The 25,840-nt window shown below is 64.0% G+C and carries 22 protein-coding genes; 13 read left to right on the plus strand and 9 right to left on the minus strand.

From position 1 onward, the window contains the following. Positions 1-28 precede the first annotated feature (28 nt). From ABSY17_RS22780 to ABSY17_RS22790, 3 genes are all read left to right on the plus strand, one after another. The gene (locus ABSY17_RS22780; RefSeq protein ID WP_378945899.1) at positions 29-1,273 is read left to right on the plus strand and encodes a Gfo/Idh/MocA family protein; all 1,245 of its coding nucleotides are present in this window, start codon (positions 29-31) and stop codon (positions 1,271-1,273) included. 165 nt (positions 1,274-1,438) lie between these two features. Continuing rightward, complete coding sequence (locus tag ABSY17_RS22785; protein WP_378945902.1) at positions 1,439-2,344, plus strand: carbohydrate kinase family protein; 906 nt, start codon at positions 1,439-1,441, stop codon at positions 2,342-2,344. A 246-nt stretch (positions 2,345-2,590) separates the two neighbouring features. Further along, positions 2,591-3,463, plus strand: coding sequence for a DUF2189 domain-containing protein (locus tag ABSY17_RS22790; RefSeq protein WP_378945905.1), 873 nt, complete (start codon positions 2,591-2,593; stop codon positions 3,461-3,463). 51 nt (positions 3,464-3,514) lie between these two features. Here the strand turns inward: ABSY17_RS22790 and ABSY17_RS22795 are convergent, their stop codons facing one another. Both ABSY17_RS22795 and ABSY17_RS22800 read right to left on the minus strand, forming a co-directional pair. After that, on the minus strand, positions 3,515-4,774 hold the full coding sequence (locus ABSY17_RS22795; RefSeq protein WP_378945907.1) for an RNA polymerase sigma factor: 1,260 nt from the start codon (positions 4,772-4,774) through the stop codon (positions 3,515-3,517). Further along, positions 4,771-5,145 carry a YciI family protein gene (locus ABSY17_RS22800; protein ID WP_378945909.1) on the minus strand — a complete coding sequence of 125 codons (375 nt, stop codon included), beginning with the start codon at positions 5,143-5,145 and terminating at the stop codon, positions 4,771-4,773. Before ABSY17_RS22800 ends, ABSY17_RS22795 begins: the two co-directional genes overlap by 4 nt. 186 nt (positions 5,146-5,331) lie before the next feature. Between ABSY17_RS22800 and ABSY17_RS22805 the strand changes: the two genes are divergently transcribed. Beyond that, positions 5,332-6,609, plus strand: coding sequence for a 4-aminobutyrate--2-oxoglutarate transaminase (locus ABSY17_RS22805; protein ID WP_378945911.1), 1,278 nt, complete (start codon positions 5,332-5,334; stop codon positions 6,607-6,609). Here ABSY17_RS22805 and ABSY17_RS22810 read toward each other — a convergent pair. Continuing rightward, positions 6,606-7,838 carry an NAD(P)/FAD-dependent oxidoreductase gene (locus ABSY17_RS22810; protein ID WP_378945913.1) on the minus strand — a complete coding sequence of 411 codons (1,233 nt, stop codon included), beginning with the start codon at positions 7,836-7,838 and terminating at the stop codon, positions 6,606-6,608. The two genes, ABSY17_RS22805 and ABSY17_RS22810, sit on opposite strands and share 4 nt — an antisense overlap. Positions 7,839-8,438: 600 nt before the next feature. On the opposite strand from ABSY17_RS22810, the gene ABSY17_RS22815 reads away from it, so the two are divergent. The 6 genes from ABSY17_RS22815 to ABSY17_RS22840 all read left to right on the plus strand — a co-directional run bounded on the left by ABSY17_RS22815 (position 8,439) and on the right by ABSY17_RS22840 (position 14,393). Further along, entirely contained in the window at positions 8,439-9,737 is a 1,299-nt protein-coding gene (locus ABSY17_RS22815; RefSeq protein WP_378945915.1) for an imelysin family protein, read from the plus strand. Between the two features lie 72 nt (positions 9,738-9,809). Then, a complete protein-coding gene (locus tag ABSY17_RS22820; protein WP_378945918.1) occupies positions 9,810-10,121 on the plus strand; it encodes a (2Fe-2S)-binding protein in 312 nt (103 codons plus the stop codon). After that, complete coding sequence (gene bfr, locus ABSY17_RS22825; protein WP_378945921.1) at positions 10,087-10,572, plus strand: bacterioferritin; 486 nt, start codon at positions 10,087-10,089, stop codon at positions 10,570-10,572. Before ABSY17_RS22820 ends, bfr begins: the two co-directional genes overlap by 35 nt. 11 nt (positions 10,573-10,583) lie before the next feature. Further along, positions 10,584-12,194: a di-heme oxidoredictase family protein gene (locus tag ABSY17_RS22830; protein ID WP_378945924.1), complete on the plus strand. Its 1,611-nt coding sequence runs from the start codon at positions 10,584-10,586 to the stop codon at positions 12,192-12,194. Beyond that, on the plus strand, positions 12,194-13,273 hold the full coding sequence (locus ABSY17_RS22835; protein WP_378945927.1) for an imelysin family protein: 1,080 nt from the start codon (positions 12,194-12,196) through the stop codon (positions 13,271-13,273). Before ABSY17_RS22830 ends, ABSY17_RS22835 begins: the two co-directional genes overlap by 1 nt. Positions 13,274-13,283: 10 nt before the next feature. Continuing rightward, a complete protein-coding gene (locus ABSY17_RS22840) occupies positions 13,284-14,393 on the plus strand; it encodes a DUF1513 domain-containing protein (RefSeq protein ID WP_378945930.1) in 1,110 nt (369 codons plus the stop codon). 21 nt (positions 14,394-14,414) lie between these two features. Here the strand turns inward: ABSY17_RS22840 and phnN are convergent, their stop codons facing one another. The 4 genes from phnN to ABSY17_RS22860 all read right to left on the minus strand — a co-directional run bounded on the left by phnN (position 14,415) and on the right by ABSY17_RS22860 (position 18,689). Beyond that, positions 14,415-15,044, minus strand: a complete 630-nt coding sequence (phnN, locus tag ABSY17_RS22845; RefSeq protein WP_378945933.1) for a phosphonate metabolism protein/1,5-bisphosphokinase (PRPP-forming) PhnN — start codon at positions 15,042-15,044, stop codon at positions 14,415-14,417. Between the two features lie 94 nt (positions 15,045-15,138). Further along, the gene (locus tag ABSY17_RS22850) at positions 15,139-15,336 is read right to left on the minus strand and encodes a hypothetical protein (RefSeq protein WP_378945936.1); all 198 of its coding nucleotides are present in this window, start codon (positions 15,334-15,336) and stop codon (positions 15,139-15,141) included. 584 nt (positions 15,337-15,920) lie between these two features. Beyond that, the gene (locus tag ABSY17_RS22855; RefSeq protein ID WP_378945939.1) at positions 15,921-17,513 is read right to left on the minus strand and encodes a peptide chain release factor 3; all 1,593 of its coding nucleotides are present in this window, start codon (positions 17,511-17,513) and stop codon (positions 15,921-15,923) included. Between the two features lie 78 nt (positions 17,514-17,591). Next, positions 17,592-18,689: a DNA alkylation repair protein gene (locus tag ABSY17_RS22860; RefSeq protein WP_378952971.1), complete on the minus strand. Its 1,098-nt coding sequence runs from the start codon at positions 18,687-18,689 to the stop codon at positions 17,592-17,594. A gap of 183 nt (positions 18,690-18,872) precedes the next feature. Between ABSY17_RS22860 and ABSY17_RS22865 the strand changes: the two genes are divergently transcribed. Then, complete coding sequence (locus ABSY17_RS22865; protein WP_378945942.1) at positions 18,873-19,262, plus strand: SRPBCC domain-containing protein; 390 nt, start codon at positions 18,873-18,875, stop codon at positions 19,260-19,262. A 2-nt stretch (positions 19,263-19,264) separates the two neighbouring features. Here ABSY17_RS22865 and ABSY17_RS22870 read toward each other — a convergent pair whose 3' ends face one another. Next, on the minus strand, positions 19,265-19,987 hold the full coding sequence (locus ABSY17_RS22870) for a sulfate transporter family protein (RefSeq protein ID WP_378945944.1): 723 nt from the start codon (positions 19,985-19,987) through the stop codon (positions 19,265-19,267). A 166-nt stretch (positions 19,988-20,153) separates the two neighbouring features. On the opposite strand from ABSY17_RS22870, the gene ABSY17_RS22875 reads away from it, so the two are divergent. Further along, entirely contained in the window at positions 20,154-21,146 is a 993-nt protein-coding gene (locus tag ABSY17_RS22875; RefSeq protein ID WP_378945947.1) for an adenosine kinase, read from the plus strand. Positions 21,147-22,009: 863 nt separating this feature from the next. Beyond that, positions 22,010-22,774, plus strand: coding sequence for a reverse transcriptase domain-containing protein (locus ABSY17_RS22880; RefSeq protein ID WP_378945950.1), 765 nt, complete (start codon positions 22,010-22,012; stop codon positions 22,772-22,774). 633 nt (positions 22,775-23,407) lie between these two features. Here ABSY17_RS22880 and ABSY17_RS22885 read toward each other — a convergent pair. Then, positions 23,408-25,693, minus strand: coding sequence for an NADP-dependent malic enzyme (locus ABSY17_RS22885; RefSeq protein ID WP_378945953.1), 2,286 nt, complete (start codon positions 25,691-25,693; stop codon positions 23,408-23,410). Between the last annotated feature and the right edge of the window lie 147 nt (positions 25,694-25,840).

Here is a 25,840-nt window from a genome sequence, read left to right on the forward strand (position 1 = left end):
CTTCAAGACTAAGAGAGAGGGATCGACCATGACCGGATTGCCCAAACAGCGGCTGCGCGTCGGCTTCGTCGGAAGCGGCTTCATCGCGGAATTTCACCTCAAGGGCATGCTCGGCGTGCGAAACGTCGACGTCACGGGCGTCTATAGCCGGAAAGCCGAAAACCGCGCCCGCTTTGCCACGCGCGTTGCCGAGTTCGAACTCGGCCAATGCACCAGCCACGACAGCCTGGAATCGCTCGTCAACGCCGACGATGTCGACGCGATCTGGATTCTTTCGCCCAACTACACCCGCCTCGACGTGATGCGCACCATCCATGCCGAAGTGAAGGCCGGGCGCAGCAAGGTAATCGCGGTCGCCTGCGAAAAGCCGCTTGCCCGCACCATCGCCGAGGCGCGCGAGATGCTGAGCCTCGCCGAGGACGCCGGGCTCAACCACGGCTATCTCGAAAACCAGGTGTTCTGCACGCCCGTCATCCGCGGCAAGGACATCATCTGGCGCCGTGCCGCCTCGACCACCGGCCGGCCCTATCTGGCACGCGCGGCGGAAGAGCATTCGGGCCCGCACGAGCCGTGGTTCTGGCAGGGCGACAAGCAGGGTGGCGGCGTGCTCTCCGACATGATGTGCCACAGCGTCGAGGTAGCGCGCCACCTTTTGACCAAGCCAGGTGCGGCCCGCAAGTCACTGACCGTCAAGCAGGTCAACGGCACGGTCGCCAACCTCAAATGGACGCGGCCCCACTATGCCGACCAATTGAAGAAGCGCTTCGGCGCCGAGGTCGACTACCGCAACCGTCCGTCAGAGGATTTTGCCCGCGGCACCGTGCTGCTGGAGGACGAGGACGGCAACGAGCTGATGATCGAGGCCACCACCTCCTGGGCCTATGTCGGTGCGGGCCTGCGCATCCAGCTCGAACTGCTCGGGCCGGAATATTCGATGGAGTTCAACTCGCTGAACTCCGGCCTCAAGATCTTCATGTCGCGCGAGGTCAAGGGCGAGGAAGGCGAAGATCTGGTCGAGAAGCAGAATGCCGAACAAGGTCTGATGCCGGTTCTTGAAGACGAAGCCGGCGTCTACGGCTATACCGACGAGAATCGTCACATGGTGGAGTGCTTCCGCAAGGGGGAACGTCCGCTCGAGACTTTCGACGACGGGCTTGCGGTGGTCGAGATCCTGATGGGGCTCTATCGCTCGGCCGAGATCAACGGCACGGTCAGCTTCCCGGCGCCGGAACTCGAGAACTATGTGCCGGTGGTCGCGCGCGTCAGCGCCTGATACAGCGCCGCGCGTCCTTTTGGACGCGCTAAGGACGCTGTAACACTTTGACTTTGTGCATGATCCTTTCCGAAAATCGATTTCCGATTTTCGGGGGCATGCACTAGAGACTGACAAGCAGCCGCTTCGATCGTCGCAGCGGCTGCCATTGTATAGGCAGAATTCATGACCGTTCCGACACTGCTCGTCCTCGGCAACGTCAATGTCGACCTCGTACTCGGCGAAGTCGATGGCTGGCCGGCCGTCGGCACCGAAGTTGTCGTCGACCGTTCCGAAATGCGGCCCGGCGGCTCGGCCGGCAACACCGCGCTGGCGCTGACCGGCATGGGCGTGCCCCACCGCATGATCGCCTCGGTCGGCAACGACCCGAACGGCGCATGGCTGAGCGGGCAGTTCGACGCGGGTTCCAGCGAATGGATCGTCGAGCCCTGCGACACGACGCTGACCGTCGGCATTGTGCACAAGGGTGGCGACCGCGTCTTCTTCACCACCCCCGGCCATCTGCAGAAGGCCAGCCTCGAAGACCTGGTCGAACGCCTGCCGGCGGCGCCCGGCGACAACGCCTTCGCCCTCGTCTCGGGCGGGCATCTGCTGCCTCGCATCGAAGCCGGAACGGTGAAGCTGCTAAAAACCCTGTCGGCGAAGGGCTGGCGCACCGCCATCGATCCCGGCTGGCCTCCGGTCGGCTGGACCGACGACAACAAGCGCCAGATGTTCGAATGGCTTGGTGCCGCCGACATCTCGCTGATCAATGCCGAGGAGGCCCGCGGCCTCGCCGGCACCGACGATCTCGAGGCCGCCATCGCCCTGCTGGTCGAGCGCGTCGGCTCTGACCATACGCTGGTGGTCAAGGACGGGGCGCAGGGCGCGCATGCCTACACCGCCGACAAGCACTTCCACGCCTCCTCGCCGAAGGTCGAGGTGATCGACACCGTCGGCGCCGGCGACACCTTCAACGCAGCCTTCCTGGCCGCCCTGGTCCAGGGCGGAACGCTCGGCGGCGCCCTGTCGCGCGGTGCGGTCACCGCCGCCCGGGCGATCTCGACTTTTCCGCGGCGTTATTCCGACTGATCAGGCCGACAATCCGCTGCGCGCGGCGCCCTCGCCGCCGAGCCGGTCGAGATGCATGCGGATATGCGGCGCTTCGCGACGGGCAAGGCCACAGTGTTCGACGACTTTGCGTGGGCCCCCGAACACATTCGGCAGGGTCGTCAAATCGCTCGAAGCACGTTATATTTGGCGTGGTGAAGGTCGCGGTTTTGGCGTGACCACTCATGCCAAGCCCGGACCGCGACCCACTCCAAAGGAGGAGAGGTCATGGCAAGCTTCCATGTGTACGCAGGCGCCACCAATACGCTCGAGCATCCCGCCATCCGCCGGATAACGGTCGCGGATGTGTTTGACGCCCTGCGACGTGGCTTCGACGATTTTTGGGACAAGCCGTCGCATTACGTTTTCCTGTGCCTGATCTACCCGATCGTGGGGGTGTTTCTGATAACATGGACTTCGGGCGGCAACGCCCTGCAGCTCATTTTCCCGCTGATGTCCGGCTTTGCCCTGCTAGGGCCATTCGCCGGCATCGGCCTGTACGAGATCAGCCGACGGCGCGAGCAAAACCTCGACACGTCCTGGAGGCATGCCTTCGATGTCAGGCATTCGCCGGCCATTCCGGCAATGGTGGCCATCGGCATCATGCTGCTCGTGCTTTTCGTCGCCTGGCTCCTCGTCGCGCAGGCGCTTTACACCTCGCTTTACGGGCCGGGCGCCCCGCAGTCGACGGCAGCGTTCTTCGGCGATCTCTTCACCACCCAGCGCGGCTGGACGCTGATTGTGCTCGGCAATCTGATCGGATTCCTGTTCGCCCTGGTGGTGCTCTGCACCACTGTCGTCGCCTTTCCACTGCTGCTCGACTGCGATGTCGGTGCCTATGCCGCAATCGAGACCTCGGTGCGGGCAGTACGCAGCAACCCGGTGCCGATGCTGCTGTGGGGCCTGATCGTCGCGATCGCGCTGCTGATCGGGTCGCTGCCGTTCCTGGCGGGCCTCGCCATCGTCATCCCGGTGCTCGGCCACGCGACGTGGCACCTCTATCGCAAGGTCGTCGACGTGCCGGCCGACAAGAAGACGCCCCTGCCGCCTTCTACCGGCGAGGGGGACGATCGACACTTCCCATATTGGCTTCGCTGGTAGCAGACAAAGCCAAACCGAACCTTTCCGCGGCGTTGCTCGGACTGAGAGCAGCTAAGCCGAAAGGCCGCTGCGCTCGCCGCCGAGCCGGTCGAGATGCATCCGGATATGGGCCGCCTCGGCCGCCGTGTTGGCGAGCGCAATCGCCCGGCCGAAGGCTTCGCGCGCCTCCTCGTCGCGGCCGAGTTGCATCAGGAGGCCACCCTTGACGCCGAAGAAGTGGAAATAGCCCGCGAGCTTCGGCGCAAGCGGCTCGATCAGCTTGAGTGCGGCTTCCGGCCCGCGCAGCTTGGCGAAGGCGACGGCGCGGTTGAGGGTGACCACCGGCGACGGCGTCATCGATTCCAGCACCGAATAAAGCAGGTCGATCTCGGCCCAGTCGGTATCCTCGGGACGGGCGGCACGGGCATGGAGGGCGGCGATCGCCGCCTGGATCTGGTAAGGACCGGGCTGGCGATGGCGCATCGCCTTGTCGATCAGCGCCAGCCCTTCCGCAATCAGCGGCTGGCTCCACAGGCTGCGGTCCTGATCCTCCATCAGCACGATCTCGCCTAAGGCATCGAAGCGGGCGGCGGCGCGGGCATGCTGGAGCAGCAGCAGTGCGGCCAGCCCCATCACCTCCGGCTCGGTCTGGAACAGGCGCAGCAAGAGCCGCGCCAGCCGGATCGCCTCCTCGCACAATGGCGCGCGGTTCAATATCTCCTTCGCACCTGCCGAATAGCCCTCGTTGAAGACGAGATACACCATGGCCAGCACCGCGGCGAGCCGTTCGGACCGCTCGACTGGGCCCGGCGTCTCGAACGGCACGTCGGCGTTGGCGATGCGCGCCTTGGCGCGGGTGATGCGCTGTTCCATGGCGCTTTCGCCGACCAGGAAGGCCCGCGCGATCTGCTTGACCGGGATGCCCGAGACGATGCGCAGTGCAAGTGCGATCTGCTGGGTCGCCGGCAGGTCGGGGTGGCAGCAGATGAACAGCAGCCTGAGGATATCGTCGCGGTAGTGCGCGCCGTCGAGCCGCTCGGCGACCTCGCTCTCGATATCCTCGAGATCGGAAACCATTTCCTCCGGCGGCATCGGCGCCTGCTTAGCCCGGCGGCGGGCGACATCGATGCCGGAATTGCGGCCGACAAAGATCAGCCAGGCGGCCGGATCACGCGGCGGTCCGTTCTTCGGCCAGCTGCGCAGCGCCCGCAGGCAGGCCTCCTGGAAGGCTTCTTCCGCCGTATCGAGGTCGCGGAAATAGCGCAACAGGGCCGCCACGGCCTGAGGCCGTGCCGAAGATAGTGCCGTGTTCATCCAGGCCGGGTCGGTCATCCAACTTCTCGCGACGGAAAATAGGCGCCGATCGGGCGCAATTCGTAGGAACCGCCACCGGGATTGGCCTCGGCCAGCTCTTTGGCGACATTGACCGCGTCGTCGAGCGAGGCGCAGTCGACGACATAGAAACCGAGAAACTGCTCCTTGGTTTCGGCGAAGGGGCCGTCGATGACCAGCGGCTCGTCCTTGCTCTTGCGCAAGGTGGTGGCCGCCGTCGTCGGCAGCAGGCGGGCGACCGGACCGAGGCGGCCCTGCTTGGCAAGCTTGTCGGTGACCACGGCAAGACGCGCCATCACCTCGTCGTCCTGCTCCTTGGACCAGGCGCAGACCACGTCTTCGTTGTTGTAGCAAAGGATCGCATAGAGCATCGGTCGTTTCCTTCATGACTAGGACGAGCAGATATGTGCATCCCCGACACGCGACCGCAATTTTTTTGTCGCGTTCCGAGGACCAAAGCCTGCGACGCTACTGACAGCTTGTGAAATGGCTCGGGAGGTGCAGAGATTAAGCAACGGCGGCGCCAGGTCCCGGCCTGCCCAACAGGAGGAGCACCGATGAAGAACACTGAACTCTCACAGCGCAAGATGCACGCCATCGCCCGCGGCGTCGGCATGACGACGCAGGTCTATGCCGAGCGGGCCGAAAATTCCGAGATCTGGGACGTCGAGGGCAAGCGCTATATCGACTTCTCCTCCGGCATCGCGGTCGTCAACACCGGCCATCGCCACCCCCGCGTCATCGAGGCGGTGAAGGCCCAGCTCGACCGCTTCACCCACACCTGCCACCAGGTGGTGCCCTACGAGAGCTATGTCCGGCTCGGCGAACGGCTCAATGCGATTGCGCCGATGAAGGGCGAGAAGCGCACGATCTTCGTCACGACAGGCGCCGAGGCGGTCGAAAACGCCATCAAGATCGCCCGCCACGCCACCGGCCGCCAGGCGGTGATCGCCTTTGCCGGCGGCTTCCACGGCCGCACCTTCATGGGCATGGCGCTGACCGGCAAGGTCCAGCCCTACAAGGCGGGCTTCGGCGCGATGCCGGGCGACGTGTTCCACGCCCCCTTCCCGGTGCCGCTGCATGGCGTGAGCACCGCCGATGCGCTGGCCGCCCTCGACCGACTGTTCAAGGCCGATGTCGACCCGGCGCGGGTTGCGGCGATCATCATCGAGCCGGTGCAGGGCGAAGGCGGCTTCTACGAGGTGCCGCGCGACTTCATGACAGCGCTGCGCAAGATCTGCGACCAGCACGGCATCCTGCTCGTCGCCGACGAGGTGCAGACCGGCTTTGCCCGCACCGGCAAGATGTTTGCCATGGACCACCACGACGCCGCACCCGACCTGATCACCATGGCCAAGAGCCTCGCCGGCGGCTTCCCGCTGGCCGCCGTCACTGGCCGCGCCGAGATCATGGATGCGCCCAATCCCGGCGGCCTCGGCGGCACCTATGGCGGCAGCCCGATCGGCGTGGCGGCGGCGCACGCCGTGCTCGACGTCATCGAGGACGAAAAACTGTGCGACCGCGCCAACCAGCTAGGCGCCCGGCTCAAGCAGCGGCTGGAATCGCTGCGCGACGACGTGCCGGAGATATCAGACATCCGCGGCCCCGGCTTCATGAACGCGGTCGAGTTCAACGATGCCAAGACCCACGCGCCGTCGGCGGACTTCGCCAATGCCGTGCGGCTCAAGGCGCTGGACAAGGGCCTGATCCTGCTCACCTGCGGCGTCTACGGCAACGTCATCCGCTTCCTGGCGCCGATCACCATCCAGGACAGCGTCATGACCGAGGCGCTCGACATCCTCGAGGCCTCGATCCGCGAAGCGCGAGCGGCTTAAGCCGCCGGCAGGGCGGCCAGCGCCGCCTTCAGCGCCTCGGCGCCGCCGGCGACCTGCTCCGGCGTCGGCGAGAAGCCGAGGCCGAGCATCTTGCGGCCGAGCATGTGGTCGGCGGGGCGATTGACGGATTCGATCGCCACCAGCCGCTCGCCGATGAAGTGATAGACCGAGAAGCGGTTGTCAGCAGGGTCGCCAGACAGCATCTGGCGGTCGCTGCCGGCAGTGAGGCCTACCATCTGCAGCTTCATGTCGCCGATATCGGACCAGAACCACGGCACCGCGCCATAATCGCTGCCACGACCGACAATGGTGCGGGCGGCGAGCTTGGCCTGGTCGGTGGCGTTCTGAACCGATTCCAGCCTGACGTCGCCGCCGGTCTGCCAATGGCGGTAGCTGGCGTTGTCGCCGATGGCGAAGATTTCCGCCGCCGAGCTGCGCATCTGCTGGTCGACGCGGATGCCGTTGGCGATGGCGAGGTCAGCGGCTTGCGCCAGCTCGACATTGGGCACCACGCCGATGCCGATGATGACCATCTTCGCCGGCAGCCTTTCGCCCGCAGACGTCAGCGCGCCGGAGACGTGGCCGTTGTCCCCCTCGATGCGCTCGATCGTCGTCTTGAGCAGGATGCGGATGCCCGACGCCTCCAGGCGCTTGCGCACATGTTCGGCGATCAGCGGCGCCACTGCGCGCCCGAGAAGCCGGTCGAGTGCCTCGACCACCGTCACGCGCCGGCCGCCCGCTGCGAGCGTGGCGGCGATCTCCAGGCCAATGAAGCCGCCACCGATGACCACCACATCCTCGCACCCTGCACTATGCTCGCGGATGGCGCGCGCGTCGGCTACTGAACGCAGCGACAGCACGCCAGCCAGATCCGTGCCCGGCAGCGGCAGGATGCGCGGGCGCGAGCCGGTGGCGAGGATCAGGTGGTCGTAGGCGAGGTCTTCGCCGCCGGCCAGCGCCAGGCGCCGGGCCGGCACGTCGATGCTCTCGACCAGCGAGCCCGGGCGGAAGTCGATCGAATGGCCGGTGTAGAAGGTTTCGCCGCGCAGCGGCTGTGGCTGGGCGGCGACGTCCTTGATGAAGGTCTTGGACAGCGGCGGCTTGTGATAGGGCAGTTCCTTCTCGTCGCCGAGCAGGATGACCGGGCCGTCATAGCCTTCCTCGCGCAGGCTGGCTGCCGCCTGCACCCCGGCGTGCCCCGCGCCGACAATCACCACACCGTTCTTCATGCCCGCCTCGCTGTTGGAAAGTGTTTGGGAAATGGCCGCTGGTCCGTTCGGCCACAAGGGGCCAAGGCCGGATTTTTGGGTGACAGCCGGCGGCCGGCCTGTCAAGCGTGCCGGGAAAGCGCAGGTCGTTGGGTGACGCAGCTTGTCGCAGCCCGATGGCGCGACCTGCCGGCGATGTCCTGAACGCCCCTCGACAAATCAACGGCTTGGCCGGAATCGCGCGACTTAAACTGGACAAAACTAGTTTAGAATAGTTCTAAACTATTGATCCCGCTACGTTTTTGACTCGAAATGCGTTGACTTTTCGGATCGCACCGCTTTTATGACCCGTGCTTCACAGCGCCTGTCTTTGATGTCGGGGCCTTTAACCCTTTCGATTGGAGCCTACCGGGTGCCTGCCTTTGCCAAGCCGCGCCACGGTGCGGACAATCGCAAAATCTTCGCTTCGGGCCGCAAATGGCTCGGCAAGACGCGCATGCGCGGTGGCCAGGCCTCGACGATCCTTCATTCGATCCTATGCCGCTGGCCCGGAAAATCCTTTACGGCGCACATGCTTTCGGCGCGGCCATGCCGCCTATCAACCCACTGAGGGGACGATCAATGCCTGCATCCATCTCGCTTACCCGGCACAGGCTTGCCGCCATCGCCGCCACGACGGCGCTGACCGCAGCGGCCTTCGTGCTGCCGGCCAAGGCCGAGACCGACGCCAAGGCGGTGATCTACACCTATGCCGACATCGCACTCGCCAAATATGAAGACTCGCTGACGACGGCCAAGGCGCTCGACGCGGCGGTCGAGGCGTTGCTTGCCAAGCCGTCGGCGGAAACGCTTGCTGCCGCCCGCGAAGCCTGGAAGGCTGCCCGCATCCCTTACCAGCAGACCGAAGTCTACCGCTTCGGCAATTCCATCGTCGATGACTGGGAAGGCCGCGTGAATGCCTGGCCGCTCGACGAAGGCCTGATCGACTATGTCGACAAAAGCTACGGCACGGAATCCGACGAGAACGCGCTCTACACGGCCAACGTGATCGCCAACCCCTCGATCGAGATCAACGGCCAGAAGGTCGATGCCTCGAAGATCACCCCCGAGTTCCTGTCAGGCACCCTGCAGGAGGCTGGCGGCATCGAGGCGAACGTCGCCACCGGCTACCATGCGATCGAATTCCTGCTCTGGGGCCAGGACCTCAACGGCACCGGACCGGGCGCCGGCAACCGCCCCTACACCGACTACGACACCGCCAACTGCACCGGCGGCAATTGCGACCGCCGCGGGCAGTATCTCAATGCGGCAACCGACCTGCTGGTCGCCGACCTCGAGGAGATGGTCAACAACTGGAAGGCGGACGGCGCCGCTCGCAAGGCATTGGTCGACGGTGATCCCAAGACCGGCATCTCGACCATCCTCACCGGCATGGGCTCGCTGTCTTACGGCGAACTGGCCGGCGAGCGCATGAAGCTCGGCCTTTTGCTGCACGATCCGGAAGAGGAGCATGACTGCTTCTCGGACAACACCCACAGCTCGCACCTCAATGACGCGGTCGGCATCCGCAACGCCTATCGCGGCAGCTACAAGCGCATCGACGGTTCGACCGTCGAAGGCCCGTCGGTGTCGGATCTGGTCAAGGAAACGGACGCGGCGCTCGACACCGAGCTTTCCGGCAAACTGGACGCGACAGTCGCCAGGCTGGAGGCGATCCAGGCGCGCGCGCTCGGCGGCGAAGCCTATGACCAGCAGATCGGCGAGGGCAATGCCGAAGGCAACGCCGCCATCCAGGCTGCCATCGATGCGCTGGTCGACCAGACCAAGTCGATCGAGCGTGTCGTTACCGCGCTCAAGCTCGACGCCATCGCCTTCGAAGGCTCGGACAGTCTCGATTCACCCGACAAAGTCTTCCAGTAAGGGTGCGCCGCACCTAGATATTCTCAGCCACGCGGCGCGGGCAACGCGCCGCCAGCCACCTCTGAGCCAACTATGCTGATCTGCCACTGCAATTTGATTACCCAAAAGGAGATCGAGGACACGATCATCGAACTCCTCGACCGGGATCCATGGTCATTGATCGTGCCGGCAAAGGTCTATCATACGCTTCAAAAGCGCGGGCGCTGTTGCGGCTGCTTCCCAAATGTGGTCGAAACGATCATTCGGGTTACCGAAGCCTATCACGCTCGTTCGGAGGCGAGCGAAGCCGATCTCGTTTCACACTTGGACCGTGTCAAGGAATTGCGAATCCAATTCGGGAGCAAATTCAATGAAAGGCGAAAAGCAGGTCATCGAGCGGCTTAACGAAGCCCTCTTCCTCGAACTCGGCGCGGTCAACCAGTATTGGCTGCACTATCGCCTTCTCGAGGATTGGGGCTACGGCAAGCTTGCCAGCAAGGAACGCGAAGAATCGATCGAGGAAATGCGCCACGCCGACAAGCTGGTGGCGCGCATCATCTTCCTCGAAGGCCATCCCAACCTGCAGTCGCTGGCCCCGCTGCGCATCGGCCAGAACGTCAAGGAAGTGCTGGAAAGCGATCTCGCCGGCGAGTATGACGCGCGCACTTCCTACAAGAAGTCGCGCGAGGTCTGCCAGCAGCACGGCGACTACGTATCCATGAAGCTCTTCGAGGAATTGCTTGCCGACGAGGAAGGCCATATCGACTTCCTCGAGACGCAGCTTCAATTGCTCGCAGAGATCGGCGACGAGAAATACGGCCAGCTCAACGCCGAAGCAGCCGACAAGGCCGAATAGGACATGCCGGAATGCGGCGCACCATTTTTCTGACGCGCCGCGCCCTGGCGGGTAGGCCCGCCCTCGATACCCCAGGCAAACCATCGCGAAGCGCCATGGCGCTTCGCGCACTTCTTCTGGCAAATCTCGCGCTGTTCGCCATGGCCGGCCCGTCCGCGGCCAACGATGCGCCTGCGCTGCCCACCGAGCGCACCGACCTCATCCCCAAGGACAAGGCGCGCGTCGAAAGGATCGTCAAGCCGACCGCCGATTTCAGCAAGCCCGAGCAGTTCGAACTGATGCAGGGCGGCGCCGGAACCTCGGAGAAGCGCGTCAACCAGGATGCGTTCTCGCAATCCTCGGCCAACATCACCTTCGAAGAAGAAGGCACCTTCAAGCTCGGCAACGGCATGTTCCGCAAGCTGTGGGTGTCATCGCCGTCCTCGACCCAGGCCTCCGACGGGCTTGGCCCGCTGTTCAACGCCCGAGCCTGCCAGAGCTGCCATCTCAAGGACGGCCGCGGCCATCCGCCGGAAGGCAATGCCGACGCAACCTCGATGTTCCTCAGGCTCGCGCGCCCGGCCGAAACCGACGAGGAAAAGGCAGCACTTGCCGACCGCAAAGTGCTGAATTTCCCCGACCCCGTCTATGGCAGCCAGTTCCAGGATCTCGCCGTGCCCGGCCTCAGGGGCGAGGGCCGGATGGTCATTTCCTACCAGCAGGTTCCCGTCAAGCTGGCCGATGGAACCGGCATGGTGCTGCGCTGGCCATCCTATTCGGTGGCCGACCTTGGCTACGGCCCGATGGACCCGAAGATGACGCTGTCGCCGCGGGTCACGCCGCCGATGATCGGCCTCGGCCTGGTCGAGCAGATCCATCCCGCCGACATCCTCGCCAACGCCGACCCCGACGACAAGAACGGCGACGGCATTTCGGGCAAGGCTTCGATCGTGCGCGACGCCAAGACCGGCGAACTCACCCTCGGCCGCTTCGGCTGGAAGGCCCAGACGCCCTCGATCCGCCAGCAGTCGGCCGACGCCTTTGCCGGCGACATCGGCATCTCGACGCCCGACGTGCCGCACCACTGGGGCGATTGCACCAAGGCGCAGGGCGACTGTCTCGCCATGCCCAACGGCGTGCAGGAGCGGCTCGGACCGGTCGAGGCGCCCGATCCGATCATGGATCTCGTCACCTTCTACTCGCAGAACCTCGCCGTGCCCGCCCGCCGCGACATCGATGACCCGCAAGTACTGCACGGCAAGCAGATGTTCTATGAAGCCGGCTGCGCGTTCTGCCACACGCCGAAATTCGTCACCCGCCGCGACGCGCCCAACAAGGCGCAGGCCTTCCAGTTGATCTGGCCCTACTCCGACTTCCTGCTACACGACATGGGCGAGGAACTGGCCGACGGCCAGCAGGTCGGCGACGCCACCGGCCGTGAATGGCGTACGCCGCCGCTCTGGGGCATAGGCCTGACCCAGACCGTCAACGGCCACACCTTCTTCCTGCATGACGGCCGCGCGCGCAACCTGACCGAGGCCATCCTGTGGCACGGCGGCGAAGCGCTGGCCGCGCGTGACCGCTTCGCAGCGCTGCCAGCTTCCGACCGCGATGCTTTGATCAAATTCCTGGAGTCGCTCTGATGACCAGAACCGTGCTTGCGGCATCTCTCGCGCTTTTCATGGCCCTGCCCGCATCGGCGGCCTCGGCCAACGAGGCTTCGGACAAGGTCATCGCCAACGCCATCGACGGTTTCATCCGCCCAGCCTACCGCCAGATGGTCGAGATATCTGGCGAGATGGGCGAAGCGATGGACCAACTCTGCGCTGCCCCGTCGACGGAGCATCTCGAAGCCGCTCGCGAGGCATTTGCGAAAACAACCAGGGCATGGTCCGAGGTCGAGATCATCCGCTTTGGGCCGATCACCGAGCACAACCGGCTGGAGCGCATGCTGTTTTGGCCAGACCGAAAGGGCACGGGCCTGAAGCAGGTGCAGGCGGCCATCGCCGACGAGGACGCGACGGCCACCGATGCGACGAAGCTCGCCGAAAAGAGCGTCGCCATGCAAGGGCTGGGCGCCCTGGAGTTCGTGCTGTTTGGTGCCGGCGCCGACGAACTCGCAGACGCCTCGGCCACCTATCGCTGCGCCTATGGCAAGGCAATCTCCGGCAACATCGGCATCATCGCCGCTGAGGTCGATGCGGCGTGGCATAGCGACAAGGGCTTTGCGGAACAGTGGAAGCATCCCGGCTCGCAGAACCCGCTCTACCGCAATGCCACCGAAGCGGTAACCGAACTGCTGGAAGTCTATGTCAACGGGCTCGAATTGGTGCGTGATGTCCGCGTCAACGGCTTCCTCGGCAAGGAAGCCGCCTCCGACAAGCCCAAGCAGGCTCTCTACTGGCGTTCAAAGGACACAGCCGCCTCGCTCGCCGGCAACATTGCGGGCATGAAGGCGCTGTTCGACGCCTCGCATTTCGGCTCCCTGCTGCCGGCCGATTCCGAGTGGATCGCCCAGTCGATCGACTTCGAATTCGCCAACGCGCTGAACACCGCAAATGCGATCACCGGCCCGATCGACGTCGCGCTGGCCGACGCCGACAAGCGCGGCAAGCTCTCCTATTTTGGCGTCGTCACGTCGAGCCTGTCGGAACTGTTCGGCACACGGCTCGCCGGCGCGCTCGGCCTGACCGCCGGTTTTTCGTCTTTGGACGGCGACTGAGGGCCCGGCCATGCGCACGCCGCTTTTCGACCGCCGCGATTTCCTCAAGGCCGCGGGTGCTGCCTTCCTGATGCAGCTTGCGCCAGCCAAACGCGCGTTGGCGCTCGACACCGACGCAATGTTCGCTACCGCTTACCAATTGCGCACGGGCGAATATGGCGTGGCGGTGCTGTCCGAAGCGGGAAAGATCCTGCACAGCGTGGCATTGCCCGAGCGCGGCCACGACGTCACCTTCGATCCCAACACACGCAAGTCGGTGGTGTTCGCCCGCCAGCCCGGCACCTTCATGCTGGTCTTCGATCACACCGGCAGGGACGCGCCGCTCACCATCCCGAGCATCGCCGGGCGGCACTATTACGGCCATGGCGTCTTCTCGCCCGACGGGACGCTGCTCTATACGACCGAGAACGATTTCGACAATGCCGCCGGCATGGTCGGCATCTATGACGCCCGCGACGGCTTTCGCCGTGTGGGCGAGTTTCCGACGCACGGCGTCGGCCCACACGAACTGATCCTGCTCGGCGACGGCAGAACGCTGGCCATCTGCAATGGCGGTATCGAAACCCACCCGGATTTCGGCCGCGCCAAGCTCAATCTGCCGACCATGAAGCCGTCCTTCGTGCTGGTCGACCGCGTTTCCGGCGATCTGATCGAAAAGCACGAACTGCCGGAAAAATTGCACCAGCTGTCGATCCGGCACATGGATATCGACGCCCAGGGAACCGTCTGGTTCGGCTGCCAGCACGAAGGTCCGGCGACGGAAAAGCCGCTGCTCGTCGGCCGTGCGGCGCGCGGCAAAGAGCTCGAACTGCTCGACATGCCCGAAGACATCCTCGGCGGCTTCCGCAACTATATCGGGTCAGTGGCAGCCAACCGCGATGCCGGGCTGGTCGCCGTCTCCTCGCCGCAAGGCAACGCCTGGGCGATGATCGAGGCGAAGAGCGGCAAGGTGGTAGCCAGGAACGAACTGGTCGAGGTCTGCGGGCTTGCACCCGACCATAGCGGCTTTCTCGCCTCCACTGGCGCCGGCCGCATCGTCGTACCCAACGGCACAGCAACCGAAGATGCCCAGCATGTCTGGGACAACCACATGCTGCGCATCATCCCGACAAGAGCGTAAGCAACCGCTTACGAGGCAAGATCAAACAAGGCCGGAGACGTCCGAATAGGCAATCGCCTTGCGGATGACGGACAGAAAGCGCTCGCCGGCAACCTCCGCATCCCCGCTATTGTCGATGACGACATGGCCGGGACCGCTGAGCGCCTGCGGCGCAGTGCGCGCCAACCGCGCCAGCACCTCGCCGCGCGATTCCCGGCCGCGCGCCGCAAGCCGGGTGGCAAGAATCTCGGGCGCCGCGGTGATTTCGACCACGGCGACATTGGCATAACGCTCGCGCAGTGCGGGAATGACGCCGCGCGACGTGTTGGCAACGACGACATGGCCGTTCGAAATGGCGTCGTCGACGGCGGCAGGAATACCATAGCGCAGCCCATGCGCCTCCCATGACAGTGCAAAGGCACCGGCAGCTTCGGCCTCGACAAAGGCCGCGTCGGCGAGCGTGTCATGGTCCTCGGTAGCGCCGTCGCTGGTTCGCGTGATGACGCGGCGAGCGAACTCGACATGCTCGCCAGCGCCGAGGCGTTCGCGAACGTAAGCGATCAGCGTGTCCTTGCCGGCGCCGCTCGGGCCAACCACGGCGACGAACACGCCGTTGCGGACGGGGGAGCCGGTCAGGGTCAATTCACGCTCAATCAATGCTGAAACCATCATGCGTCGTCATTTCCTCAATAGCAGAGGCTAGAGCGCCGTGCGTCCGAATGGACGCACGAAGGACGCTCCAACTTCTTGAATCTGCGCATCATGCCTACCGAAAATCGATTCCGATTTTCGGGTCGATGCGCAAGGCCCCGGCAGCCGCCACCGGGACGCAAATAAACGATTTGCATGACGGAATGACGAAACGAAAACGGCGAAGCGGCGTCACCCGGTCCGCATAGGCTTGCGACAGCTGCAAGACGTGGCCATCAAGTGGGCTGTGGTTTCGCGCCTTTACTCGTTGCATTCATGGATTGCTCCTCGGCAGTGCCTTCTTGACGCCGGCGCATATCCGCCTCGAACTGCTGGGCCGTGATGATCCCTTCATTGACCCACGCGCGCAACCAAATCTCCTCCACCTCTGCCAGTGGAAGGGTGCCCCTGCTTTCCAATTCCGCCCGTCGCCTCCACCGCCGCAAGTATTTCCACTACGGCGAACTGAAGGCCGCAAATCGATTCTCGCGCTACAATGCACAGTCGTTCCCCCAAAAGGGCTAGGCATGTTTCGCGCGAATTGCAACCAACGAATGTAAGAAACGAGTTGTCAGCAATGGACGTTGTACTGCCGCGCCATGCCGCCATCGGCACCGAAGGCCGGCGCAGAATCCGGCCGCGCCGCATGCAACTACGGCGGCCGCACGGCCTTTTCTTTTGGACGCGCCAGGAACGCTGCAGCACTTGGTATTCGTGCATGTCCCTTTCCGAAAATCGTTTCCGATTTTCGCCACGCGGACCTTCGGTTCGGGGTCATGCACGAACTCGCCAGCTCCATGCCGGCGAGTTGCTGGTCCGTCGGCAGCAAAGGCGCTGCCACAGTGTCGCGTCGGGCTGCTAGGCGGCCTTGTCGCGGACCTGATAGTCCTTGATCGCGGCGAAACGGATCATCTTCCAGCGCTCAGCCTCGTAGTTCAGCGAGAACTCGTGCTGGGCGAGGAACACCGGGTCGTTGTCGAGATCGCGGGCAATGTCGCCGCGATGGCTCTCGACGAAGCGTTGCAGGTCGGCCTTGTCGTCTGCATCGATCCAGCGGCAGACCGAGAAGCGTGACATCTCGAAATCGACCGGGAGCGTGTATTCGACTGACAGACGCTCCTTGAGCACGTCGATCTGCAGTGCGCCGACAACGCCGACGATCGCCGGCGAGCCGTCTTCCGGTTGGAACAGCTGGACCACGCCCTCTTCGGCCATCTGGTGCAGGGCCTCTTTCAGCTTCTTGGCCTTCATCGCATCGCCGAGGCGGACGCGGCGCAGGATTTCCGGCGCGAAATTGGGCACGCCGCGGAACAGGATCTCCTCGCCCTCGGTCAGCGTGTCGCCAATGCGCAGCGTGCCGTGGTTGGGGATGCCGACCACGTCGCCGGCAAAGGCCTCGTCGGCAGTGATGCGCGAGCGGGCGAAGAAGAACTGCGGCGCCGACAGGCTCATCGGCTTGCCGGTGCGCACGAGCTTCACCTTCATGCCGCGCTCGAGCTTGCCCGAACAGACGCGGACGAAGGCGATTCGGTCGCGGTGGTTGGGGTCCATGTTGGCCTGGATCTTGAAGACGAACGACGTCATCTTCTCTTCCGTCGCCTCGACCTTGCGGGTGTCCGCTTCCTGGGCGCGCGGCGCCGGACCGAAATCGCCCAGCGCCTCGATCAGGTCGCGTACACCAAAGTTCCGCAGCGCCGAGCCGAAATAGACCGGCGTGAGATGCCCTTCGCGGAACGCTTCGAGATCGAAGGGCCGGCAGGCCTCGCGCGCCAGCTCCAGCTCCTCGATGAAGGTCGGCCGGTCGTTGTCGGGCAAAAGACCCGCAGCGCGGTTGGAGTCGGGACCGTGGACCGGCGTGCGCTCCTTTTCCGCATCGCCTTGGCGCACGGCGTTCTGGGCGAGGTGATAGGTGCCGGCAAATGTCTTGCCCTGGCCGATCGGCCAGGTCATCGGAGCCGTGTCGAGCGCCAGCTTCTGCTCGATCTCGTCGAGGATGTCGAAGGTGTTGCGGGCCTCGCGGTCCATCTTGTTGACGAAGGTGATGATCGGGATGTCGCGCAGGCGGCAGACCTCGAACAGCTTCAGTGTGCGCGGCTCGATACCCTTGGCGGCGTCGATGACCATGACGGCGGCGTCGACCGCCGACAGCGTCCGATAGGTGTCGTCGGCAAAGTCCTCGTGACCAGGCGTATCGAGCAGGTTGAAGACGTTGTCGCCATATTCGAAGGTCATCACCGAGGTGACGACCGAGATGCCGCGCTCGCGCTCGATCTTCATCCAGTCGGAGCGCGTCTGGATCTTGTCCTTCTTGGCCTTGACCTCGCCGGCAAGCTGGATCGCGCCGCCGAACAACAGCAGCTTTTCGGTCAGCGTCGTCTTGCCGGCGTCAGGGTGCGCGATGATCGCGAAGGTACGGCGGCGCGCCACCGCCTCGGGGATCGTCTCGGTCATGGAGGAATTCCTATTGATGGCGGGCTTCTAACAGCCGACGCCGCGCCTGTCGAGGAATTGGAGAGGCTGAGCGCCCGGCTACCCCCGCAACTCGAACCCGCCTCCGGCCAAGGTCTCGCCATTAACGATAAGTTCGATCTGGTGATGGCCGGGATAGTGCTTGCGGGTGGTGAAGTCGCGCACCACCTGGCTGATCGAAAGCTCCTTCTGACCGCCGGGCGGCAAAGTGATCTCCTTGAGCTTGAAGACTTTCTTCGACGTGCCACCGGCCTTCTTGACGTAGTGAACGGCGTAGTCGACCACCAGCTTTTGCGACGCTTCGGCGGTGGAGACGATGCTCGCCTTGAGCGTGATTTGGCCGCCGAGGACTATGGCTGCCGGCGTCACGGCAAAGGCTTCGACACGCACCAACGGTTTTCCGGTCGTGCCGATCAGCCCGAGCGCGCTTGCATCGCCCTTCTTGATCAGGGTCCGCAGCGCATGCCTGACGATCCAGGCAGTGTATTTGTCGTCGAGGTTCCAGGATGACATGCGGTCGACCACCTTTTCGGGATGGTCCTTGGAAATGTCGTTCAGGTGGTTGGCCACCGACTTGCGCACATAAAGACTCGGATCGTTCCGAAGCGCCTCGAGGATCGGGGCCGTCGGTGTGGGATCGAAGATCAGTTGCTTCATCTGGAACGACCATGGCAGACGCGGGCGCGAGCCCTCGCTCGCCAGCCGCCGCACATGCTCGTTGTCGTCATGTGCCCAGCTGCGCATCACACCGAGCGTGCGCTCGAAATCCTCGACCAGGAAATGGCGGATGGCGAATTCCGCCGAGCCGTAGCGGGTGAAGAACTTCAGCGCCTGCATCGACAGCTCGAAGTGCGCCTTGCCATAGAGCGCGACGAATTCCGGCAGCACGATCGAGGCGAAGCCATGGCCAATGCGCGGGGCGAGCTCATACAGCGCCTCGATCGCCTTCTCGAAGTTTTCGGGCAGCGCGCCGTGCAGGCTCACCGCCGTCTGGCGCAGACGCTGCATGATGCCGAGATCATCGAGGTTTCCGGCGGCAAGCGCCATGAACCGCCCAGCATCGAAGGCAGGCGAGATCGCCGCCATCTCGGTGGCGATGTGCTGTAGCCGGGCCCTGTCGAAAATCTCCTTGAGCGCCGGTGCGGCCTGCGTGGCCATGTCGTTCATGTCGTCCGTCCTCGTCTCGTGCCCGCCGCATGTCCGACGATTCGAGGCGGCAGACTACTCCTGCCTTCTGACAACGGTCTGTCAGGAGCAAGGCCGTAGCTTGTCGTTGACGGTCGGGCGGGACGCGCCGAAAATATTGGTGAATGCTGCGGACCGCGCGCCAGGGAGGTCACCATGGCCATTCACCAGCAAGTGCATCTCAAGGGCACGCCCAAGGACATCTACGACCTGCTGCTCAACGCGGCGCGTTTTCAGGCCATGACGGGCGGACGCTCGGCCCATATCGCGCCGCATGAAGGCGGCGAGGCGTCGCTGTTCGGCGGCGACATCGAGGCCCGCATCGTCGAGCTGGTGCCGAACCGCCGCATCGTCCAGGCATGGCGGGCGCGCAGCTGGCCGGCCGGCATCTACTCGATTGTCCGGTTCGAACTGGAAGCCGACGGCACCGGCACCCGGCTCAGCTTCGACCAGCACGGCCATCCGAAATCAGCCCAGGCCGATCTCGAGGCCGGCTGGCCAAAAATGTATTGGGAGCCAATGAACCAGGCGCTCGCCCATCACTGAAATCATGCCCGCGCCACCGCCGGACGCAATTCGGCCACCGATACCGCCTTGTGCAGATGCACCATCATCGCCGCGGCGAAGAGCGGGGTCAGAAGGTTGAGGATCGGCACGGCGAGGAAGGCGGCAATGACCAGCCCGGCGAGGAAGACCGTACCGGCATTGCGGCGGCGCAAATCCTTCGCCGCCTGTTCTGAGCGGAAGCGCATGGCGGCGAATTCGAAGAACTCGCGGCCGAGCAGATAGCCGTTGACCAGGAAGAAGGCGGCGATGTTGACGCCCGGCACCAAAAGCAAAAACAGCGCCAAAAGGTTGCCCAGGATCACGATGCCGAAGAATTTTATGGCCAAAACGATCGCGCGCAGCACCGGCACCGGCTTTCCCGGCTCGTCATGGGGATAGCCGGTCTTTTCGACCACCTCGGCGACGTCGTCCAGAAACAGGCCGGCGACGATGGCCGTGGCCGGCGCGATCAGCAAGGCAAGCCCAAGCGCCAGGCCGACGCCGGCGACGATGGCCGCAATCAGGCCGAGCCAGCCGGTCCAGGCCGGCAGGCCGGGCAGCATAGCGTCGATCCACGGCATGGCCAGCCAGTCGAAGACCTCGCGGATGCCGAACCACAGGGCGATCAACGCAAGCAGCGTCAGCCCGAGCGTTTTCAGGAACACCGTCCGGAACTCGGGCGAAAAGAGCTGGCTTGCGGCGGCGCGAGCGGCGTCGATGATCATCTTTTTCCCATCCTGTTCGACCCAAGAGATAAGCAGCGCGCAACGCGGCCTCAAGCGGAGGGCCAGACAAATTGCCGGGTTTGCAAATGCCGCGCGAGCCGCTACAGCGAAACGGTTTTGCCGCCCCCACCGGCACCAGTAACGGCAATGCGCCGCGGAGACCCTGATGAGCCAATATGACGTGCTGTGCATCGGCAACGCCATCGTCGACATCATCGCGCAATGCGATGAAGCCTTCTTGACCGACAACGGCATCATCAAGGGCGCGATGAACCTGATCGACGCCGAGCGCGCCGAGCTGCTCTATTCGCGCATGGGCCCGGCGATCGAGGCCTCCGGCGGCTCGGCCGGCAACACGGCGGCGGGCATCGCCTCCTTCGGCGGCCGTGCGGCCTATTTCGGCAAGGTTTCCAGCGACCAGCTTGGCAAAATCTTCACCCACGACATCCGCGCGCAAGGTGTCGCCTTCGACACGAAGCCGCTCGAAAGCACCCCGCCGACGGCGCGCTCGATGATCTTCGTCACCCCCGACGGCGAGCGCTCGATGAACACCTATCTCGGCGCCTGCGTCGAGCTAGGGCCCGACGACGTCGAAGCCGACAAGGCGAGCGGCGCCAAGGTCACCTATTTCGAGGGCTATCTGTGGGACCCGCCGCTGGCCAAGGAAGCCATTCGGCTTACGGCTTCCCATGCTCATGCCGCCGGTCGCGAAGTGTCGATGACGCTGTCGGACTCGTTCTGCGTCGACCGCTACCGCGCCGAATTCCTCGAGCTGATGCGCTCGGGCACGGTCGACATCGTCTTTGCCAACAGCCACGAGATCAAGTCGCTCTACGAAACCTCGTCATTCGACGAGGCGCTGGCCCAGATCCGCAGGGATTGCAAGCTCGCCGCCGTCACCCGCTCGGAAAAGGGGTCCGTCATCGTGCGCGGCGACGAGACCGTGGTGATCGAGGCGACGGCGATAACCGAGCTGGTCGACACCACCGGTGCCGGCGACCTCTACGCCGCCGGTTTTCTCTTCGGCTACACGCAGGGGCGCTCCCTCAAGGAGTGCGGCGACCTCGGCTCGCTGGCGGCAGGCCTCGTGATCCAGCAGATCGGCCCGCGCCCGCGCCAGAACCTGCGCCGCGAGGCCGAGCAGGCGGGGTTGCTGTAAGCGGCGTCCCACCTCCCCCTTGAGGGGAGGTCGCGCCGAAGGCGCGGGTGGGGTCGATGCGGCAGCGCTCGACCTGCCCTTCTCGCGAGGGAAAACTGCGCGCTTCTCCATCGCCACGCTCCGTTTCCGGCCTGGCCATTGTGGTGAAAAAATCCGGGAAGCGGGGCGCGAGGCCGTGCCTTCCGATAGTCTTTTAGTGGCGCGACGTTCGCGCCCCGCCCGGCTGCTTGCCCCGCTCAGTCGCCTCGGCATTTCCGCCGCCAGCCGCCGCAAGGCCCGGGCTTGGGGGTGAAACACCCAGCAGGAGAACCGACCTCCCGCCAGCCCGGCACCGGCGCTTCCCCCCGATGCCCGGTGCGCAGCCGGGGTCCCGTGGAAGATCGCGAGGATGATGATACGGGAGGTTTGGGAAGCGTGGAAAAACGGGGCGGTTTCTCCACGCGGATTGCTGACAGATGGTGACATAGGCGCTGTGAGGTTGGGCACGAAAGCTTGCATATTTGAATATTTCACTTGTCAGGCCTCAAACTGAGGCGGTGCGCAATAATTTCTTCCCCTCACAGCTACAGCACTTGCAACTATCCTTACTGACATCCATATGGCTGTGAGCTGGCGGTAGGAACACCTTGAGGCCCCTTATGGGATCTTGCGGGACCTTATGTTTCGGCACCTTGGGGCAACCCTGGGGATCGACTTAGAAGACGACTTGCACGCAAGTGAAGGGCCGTCAGCTATGTAATGGAGGCGCCAATGCTTACCACTTACGTTCTTCGCCTCATTCGCAAGATTGGGCCGGCTGTTTACTGGATCATCATGATTTCGTACGCTGTCCTGAAATTTGCGAATGAGGTCCTCTTCTACCCATGGCGACTCACAACTACGAATATCGCTACGAACTAAAGCCAGATCGGTTCGTCTATATTCAAACGAAGAATTCGGCAATTCGCGGCAAAGCCATAATCAAGCAAGTACTTAAGAAGTACAACCCGCATCAGATATTCTATCATTTGGAGCGTAGAGGCGGCCACGTAGCCGCGTTAAGGCTTCACCAAAAAAGCAAATATTTCTCGCGATTCGACATTACCAATTTCTTTGGTCAAGTGTCTCGAACTCGCGTCGCGCGCAGCTTGCGGAGTGTGGGCTTCAAAGCGCCACGGGCATTCAACATCGCAATGGAATCGGTGGTGGTTGAGGGAAACGCAGGTAAAGTGCTCCCGTACGGCTTCTGCCAGTCCCCCGTACTTGCCACGCTCTCACTTGAGCAGTCACATCTCGGCAGCGAACTGAAAAGGCTCAATGGTGCGGGGTTTCTTGTGTCCGTCTATATGGATGACATCCTGATCTCAGCCGAACATAAGGATGTCCTAGAAGAGGCGTCGGAAGCCATAATGCAGTCCGCCAACATAGCATTGTTTCCGTTATCTCCAAATAAGATCGCGATTGCCACTGCCGGAGTTGACACCTTCAATTGCCACATCGAAGCAAACACAATAACGATTCTAGACGAGCGGATGGAAAGCTTCATTTTGCAGCATGGTTTGACCACCGATGATGGAAAGCAGGCGATCGAGAAATACATCGGCGCAGTTTCGATTGACGAATTAGATCGTTTCCTTAAAATGATGTGAAGTCAGATAGGCTTCATCTTAGGAACTGCGGCTAAGCTCCGAGGTGTCCGTCGCCCCACCGCATTCCCGCGCCATGCGCCGCCGTCGAGCTCCTGCAGCATCTTTGTCGCGATCGCGGCCGGCATGACCTGTCCTGCCGCCCCCCACCAGTGGAGATGAGCAGCTTCGGCGCTACGCCAAATCCTGCACATAGCAGACAGGCGCCGCCCTTCGTCATCCCGGAAGGCGAGCGGAGTGAAGCCTATCCGGGATCCATTGACTGGCGCGGCCGGGGTCCGGGTTCGCAAGGCATCGATGAAGCGCGCCGAGGCGAGGACCCGGCCGCGCCTGACGATTTTCCGACCAATGGGTCCGGGATAACCTGCGCTGCGCTCCGGTTTCCGGGATGACGCGCGGGAGCGGGTGCGCTCATTGGAGGGGCCGGAGGCGTCTCATTCCTTCCCACCCCCCTCTGCCCTGCCGGGCATCTCCCCCACAAGGGGGAGATCAGCAGCTTCGGCGCTTTCGCCTAGCCGACTCCCGAAGCGAGGGCAGCGCTATGCCCTCCGCTATGGCTCCGGGCCTTGAGCAGCTTCAATCGACAAATCGTTGTCGATTGATCGGCCCTTCGACAAGCTCGAGGCCGACCGCTTCTCAAGTCCCCGCGTTATACGCCGCGATTGCCGCCATGTTGACGATGTCGGAGTCCTTGGCGTTGAGCGGCACGATCTGCACCGACTTGTTGAGGCCGACGAGGAGGGGCCCGATGACGTTGGAGCCGCCGAGTTCCTGCAGCATCTTTGTCGCGATCGAGGCCGAGTGGAAGGCCGGCATGACCAGCACGTTGGCCGGGCCGGTGAGGCGGCAGAACGGGTAGCGCGCCATCAACTTGGGGTTGAGGGCGACGTCGGCCGCCATCTCGCCGTCATACTCGAAATCGACACGGCGCTTGTCGAGGATTTTCACCGCTTCCTGGACACGCTCGGAGCGCTCGCCGGCCGGGTGGCCGAAGGTCGAGTAGGCGAGCATGGCCACGCGCGGCTCGTAGCCCATGCGGCGGGCATAGCCTGCGGCCTCCTCGGCGATGTCGGCGATCTGCTCGGCGTTCGGCATGTCGTGGACGGCGGTGTCGGCGACAATCACGGTGCGGCCGCGCGACAGCACGATCGACACGCCGATGACGCGGTGGCCGGGCTTGGCGTCGATGACGCGGCGGACGTCTTCGAGTGCTGTGGAATAGTTGCGGGTGACGCCCGTGACCATGCCGTCGGCGTCGCCGAGTGCCACCATGCAGCCGGCGAAGTGGTTGCGGTCGTTGTTGATCAGGCGCTGGCAGTCGCGCTGGAGGAAGCCCTGGCGCTGCAGCCGCTCGTAGAGATAGTCGGCATAGATCGCGTTGCGGCGCGACAGGCGCGCATTGATGATCTCGATGCCCGGCTTGTTGAGGTCGACGCCGGCGTTGCGGGCGGTCTCCTTGATCTGCTCCTCGCGGCCGAGCAGGATGGCGGTGCCGAGCTTCTGGTTGACGTAGGAGACGGCGGCGCGCATGACCTGCTCCTCCTCGCCCTCGGCGAAGACGATGCGCTTGGGCTGGCGCCGCACGCGATCGGAAATGCGCTGGAGCGTGGACGCCAGCGGGTCGCGTCGCGCCGACAGCTCGTTGGCGTATTTGTCGAGATCGAGGATCGGCTTGCGAGCGACGCCGCTCTCCATCGCGGCCTTGGCCACCGCGATCGGGATCGCCGCGATCAGGCGCGGGTCGAACGGCACCGGGATGATGTAGTTGGGGCCGAATTTCGGCCGGTTGCCCTGGTAGGCGGCGGCGACGTCGTCGGGCACGTCCTGGCGGGCGAGATCGGCCAGCGCGTGGGCGGCGGCGATCTTCATGTCGTCATTGATGGTTGTCGCCCTGACGTCCAGCGCCCCGCGAAAAATGTAGGGGAAGCCGAGCACGTTGTTGACCTGGTTCGGATAGTCCGAACGGCCGGTCGCCATGATGGCGTCGGTGCGGATCTCCGCGACCTCCTCCGGCGTGATCTCCGGATCGGGATTGGCCATGGCGAAGATGATCGGGTTCTTGGCCATCGACTGGACCATGGCGGGTGTCAGCGCACCCTTGGCGGAGAGGCCGAAGAAGACGTCGGCACCTTCCATCGCGTCGGCGAGGCTGCGGGCGTCGGTCTTGACGGCGTGCGCCGACTTCCACTGGTTCATGCCCTCGGTGCGGCCCTGCCAGACCACGCCCTTGGTGTCGCACAGGGTGACGTTCTCGGGCGAAAAACCCATCGCCTTGATCAGCTCGATGCAGGCGATGCCGGCCGAGCCCGCGCCGTTGCAGACGAGCTTGGTCGTCTTCATGTCGCGGCCGGTGATTTCAAGCGCGTTAATGAGGCCGGCGGCGGCGATGATGGCGGTGCCGTGCTGGTCGTCGTGGAAGACGGGGATGTCCATCAGCTCGCGCAGCTTCTGCTCGATGATGAAACATTCGGGCGCCTTGATGTCCTCGAGATTGATGCCGCCGAAGGAGGGGCCCAGGAAGCGCACGCAGTTGATGAACTCGTCGGCGTCCTCGGTGTCGACCTCGAGGTCGATGGAATCGACGTCGGCGAAGCGCTTGAACAGCACCGCCTTGCCTTCCATGACGGGCTTGGAGGCGAGCGCGCCGAGATTGCCCAAGCCGAGGATCGCGGTGCCGTTGGAGATGACGGCGACCATGTTGCCGCGCGTGGTGTAGTCGAAGGCGCGGGAAGGATCCTCGGCGATGGCCAGCACGGGGACGGCGACGCCGGGCGAATAGGCAAGCGACAGGTCGCGCTGGGTGGCCATCGGCTTGGTCGGTGTGATCTCGAGCTTGCCCGGGCGGCCCATGGCGTGGAAGTCGAGTGCTTCCTCGGCGCTGACGGAGGGGCCGGTGCTGTCGGTTTTCTTGTTCGAGGCCATGATGAGAAGCGTTCCTGCCCTATCAGAATTTCTTTTTGTGGAGCGTTTTGGATTAAGGCTACACATCGGCGCTGTAAACCGCCAAGCAGGGGTGAAACACTTTTTAGCGGAAGAGCCTGTGAACGACGAAACCCCTCGCAGCGCCGC

It is taken from the genome of Mesorhizobium sp. ANAO-SY3R2 (assembly GCF_042466635.1).
Lineage (GTDB): Bacteria > Pseudomonadota > Alphaproteobacteria > Rhizobiales > Rhizobiaceae > Aminobacter.